The organism is Pseudomonas sp. F007, from assembly GCF_057814275.1.
Genome location: NZ_JBVATA010000019.1, coordinates 1 through 3,359 on the forward strand (window position 1 = coordinate 1; position 3,359 = coordinate 3,359).

The following is a 3,359-nucleotide window of genomic DNA, read 5'->3' on the forward strand; positions in this document are numbered from 1 at the left end:
GCAGATAGGGGTTTCGGAATTTAATCTTGACGATGACCTACTCTCACATGGGGAAACCCCACACTACCATCGGCGATGCATCGTTTCACTGCTGAGTTCGGGATGGGATCAGGTGGTTCCAATGCTCTATGGTCGTCAAGAAATTCGGGTACTGAGTCGTGGCCAGATGGCCTCGCTTCAGCAAATTGGGTATGTGACAGCTTTCGGTGTTTTGTGAGTCGCAAACTTTCGGTTTGTATCGTCTTCACACACCGCAATCTGGTCTCTTTCGAGCATGCAGATTGCTTGGGTGTTATATGGTCAAGCCTCACGGGCAATTAGTATTGGTTAGCTCAACGCCTCACAGCGCTTACACACCCAACCTATCAACGTCGTAGTCTTCGACGGCCCTTCAGGGAACTCAAGGTTCCAGTGAGATCTCATCTTGAGGCTAGTTTCCCGCTTAGATGCTTTCAGCGGTTATCTATTCCGAACATAGCTACCCGGCAATGCCACTGGCGTGACAACCGGAACACCAGAGGTTCGTCCACTCCGGTCCTCTCGTACTAGGAGCAGCCCCTCTCAAATCTCAAACGTCCACGGCAGATAGGGACCGAACTGTCTCACGACGTTCTAAACCCAGCTCGCGTACCACTTTAAATGGCGAACAGCCATACCCTTGGGACCGGCTTCAGCCCCAGGATGTGATGAGCCGACATCGAGGTGCCAAACACCGCCGTCGATATGAACTCTTGGGCGGTATCAGCCTGTTATCCCCGGAGTACCTTTTATCCGTTGAGCGATGGCCCTTCCATACAGAACCACCGGATCACTAAGACCTACTTTCGTACCTGCTCGACGTGTCTGTCTCGCAGTCAAGCGCGCTTTTGCCTTTATACTCTACGACCGATTTCCGACCGGTCTGAGCGCACCTTCGTACTCCTCCGTTACTCTTTAGGAGGAGACCGCCCCAGTCAAACTACCCACCATACACTGTCCTCGATCCGGATAACGGACCTGAGTTAGAACCTCAAAGTTGCCAGGGTGGTATTTCAAGGATGGCTCCACGCAGACTGGCGTCCACGCTTCAAAGCCTCCCACCTATCCTACACAAGCAAATTCAAAGTCCAGTGCAAAGCTATAGTAAAGGTTCACGGGGTCTTTCCGTCTAGCCGCGGATACACTGCATCTTCACAGCGATTTCAATTTCACTGAGTCTCGGGTGGAGACAGCGCCGCCATCGTTACGCCATTCGTGCAGGTCGGAACTTACCCGACAAGGAATTTCGCTACCTTAGGACCGTTATAGTTACGGCCGCCGTTTACCGGGGCTTCGATCAAGAGCTTCGCGTTAGCTAACCCCATCAATTAACCTTCCGGCACCGGGCAGGCGTCACACCCTATACGTCCACTTTCGTGTTTGCAGAGTGCTGTGTTTTTAATAAACAGTCGCAGCGGCCTGGTATCTTCGACCGGCATGAGCTTACGGAGCAAGTCCTTCACCCTCACCGGCGCACCTTCTCCCGAAGTTACGGTGCCATTTTGCCTAGTTCCTTCACCCGAGTTCTCTCAAGCGCCTTGGTATTCTCTACCCAACCACCTGTGTCGGTTTGGGGTACGGTTCCTGGTTACCTGAAGCTTAGAAGCTTTTCTTGGAAGCATGGCATCAACCACTTCGTCGTCTAAAGACAACTCGTCATCAGCTCTCGGCCTTAGAATCCCGGATTTACCTAAGATTCCAGCCTACCACCTTAAACTTGGACAACCAACGCCAAGCTGGCCTAGCCTTCTCCGTCCCTCCATCGCAATAACCAGAAGTACAGGAATATTAACCTGTTTTCCATCGACTACGCTTTTCAGCCTCGCCTTAGGGACCGACTAACCCTGCGTCGATTAACGTTGCGCAGGAAACCTTGGTCTTTCGGCGTGGGTGTTTTTCACACCCATTGTCGTTACTCATGTCAGCATTCGCACTTCTGATACCTCCAGCAAGCTTCTCAACTCACCTTCACAGGCTTACAGAACGCTCCTCTACCGCATCATCCGAAGATGATACCCGTAGCTTCGGTGTATGGTTTGAGCCCCGTTACATCTTCCGCGCAGGCCGACTCGACTAGTGAGCTATTACGCTTTCTTTAAAGGGTGGCTGCTTCTAAGCCAACCTCCTAGCTGTCTAAGCCTTCCCACATCGTTTCCCACTTAACCATAACTTTGGGACCTTAGCTGACGGTCTGGGTTGTTTCCCTTTTCACGACGGACGTTAGCACCCGCCGTGTGTCTCCCATGCTCGGCACTTGTAGGTATTCGGAGTTTGCATCGGTTTGGTAAGTCGGGATGACCCCCTAGCCGAAACAGTGCTCTACCCCCTACAGTGATACATGAGGCGCTACCTAAATAGCTTTCGAGGAGAACCAGCTATCTCCGAGCTTGATTAGCCTTTCACTCCGATCCACAGGTCATCCGCTAACTTTTCAACGGTAGTCGGTTCGGTCCTCCAGTTAGTGTTACCCAACCTTCAACCTGCCCATGGATAGATCGCCCGGTTTCGGGTCTATTCCCAGCGACTAGACGCCCTATTAAGACTCGCTTTCGCTACGCCTCCCCTATTCGGTTAAGCTCGCCACTGAAAATAAGTCGCTGACCCATTATACAAAAGGTACGCAGTCACAGAACAAAGTCTGCTCCCACTGCTTGTACGCATACGGTTTCAGGATCTATTTCACTCCCCTCTCCGGGGTTCTTTTCGCCTTTCCCTCACGGTACTAGTTCACTATCGGTCAGTCAGTAGTATTTAGCCTTGGAGGATGGTCCCCCCATATTCAGACAAAGTTTCTCGTGCTCCGTCCTACTCGATTTCATGACCAAGAGATTTTCGCGTACAGGGCTATCACCCACTATGGCCGCACTTTCCAGAGCGTTCCGCTAATCTCAAAGCCACTTAAGGGCTAGTCCCCGTTCGCTCGCCACTACTAAGGGAATCTCGGTTGATTTCTTTTCCTCAGGGTACTTAGATGTTTCAGTTCCCCTGGTTCGCCTCTTGCACCTATGTATTCAGTACAAGATAACCATCTTATGATGGCTGGGTTCCCCCATTCAGACATCTCCGGATCAAAGTCTGTTTGCCGACTCCCCGAAGCTTTTCGCAGGCTACCACGTCTTTCATCGCCTCTGACTGCCAAGGCATCCACCGTATGCGCTTCTTCACTTGACCATATAACCCCAAGCAATCTGGTTATACTATGAAGACGACATTCGCCGAAAATTCGCAAAACTCTTAAGAGTCACTCACAAATTTTACCTTAGCCTGATCCGTTACCAGTGAAAGTAACGTTCAGTCTATCTTTCTATCACATACCCAAATTTTTAAAGAACGATCTAATC

2 rRNA genes are annotated in these 3,359 nt (G+C 51.0%); both read right to left on the reverse strand.

Going from position 1 to position 3,359, the window contains the following annotated elements:
- Nucleotides 1-24: 24 nt before the first annotated feature.
- Nucleotides 25-140, reverse strand: a 5S ribosomal RNA gene (gene rrf / locus ACZYR5_RS29505).
- 156 nt (nt 141-296) lie between these two features.
- A 23S ribosomal RNA gene (locus ACZYR5_RS29510) occupies nt 297-3,189 on the reverse strand.
- Nucleotides 3,190-3,359: the final 170 nt, after the last annotated feature.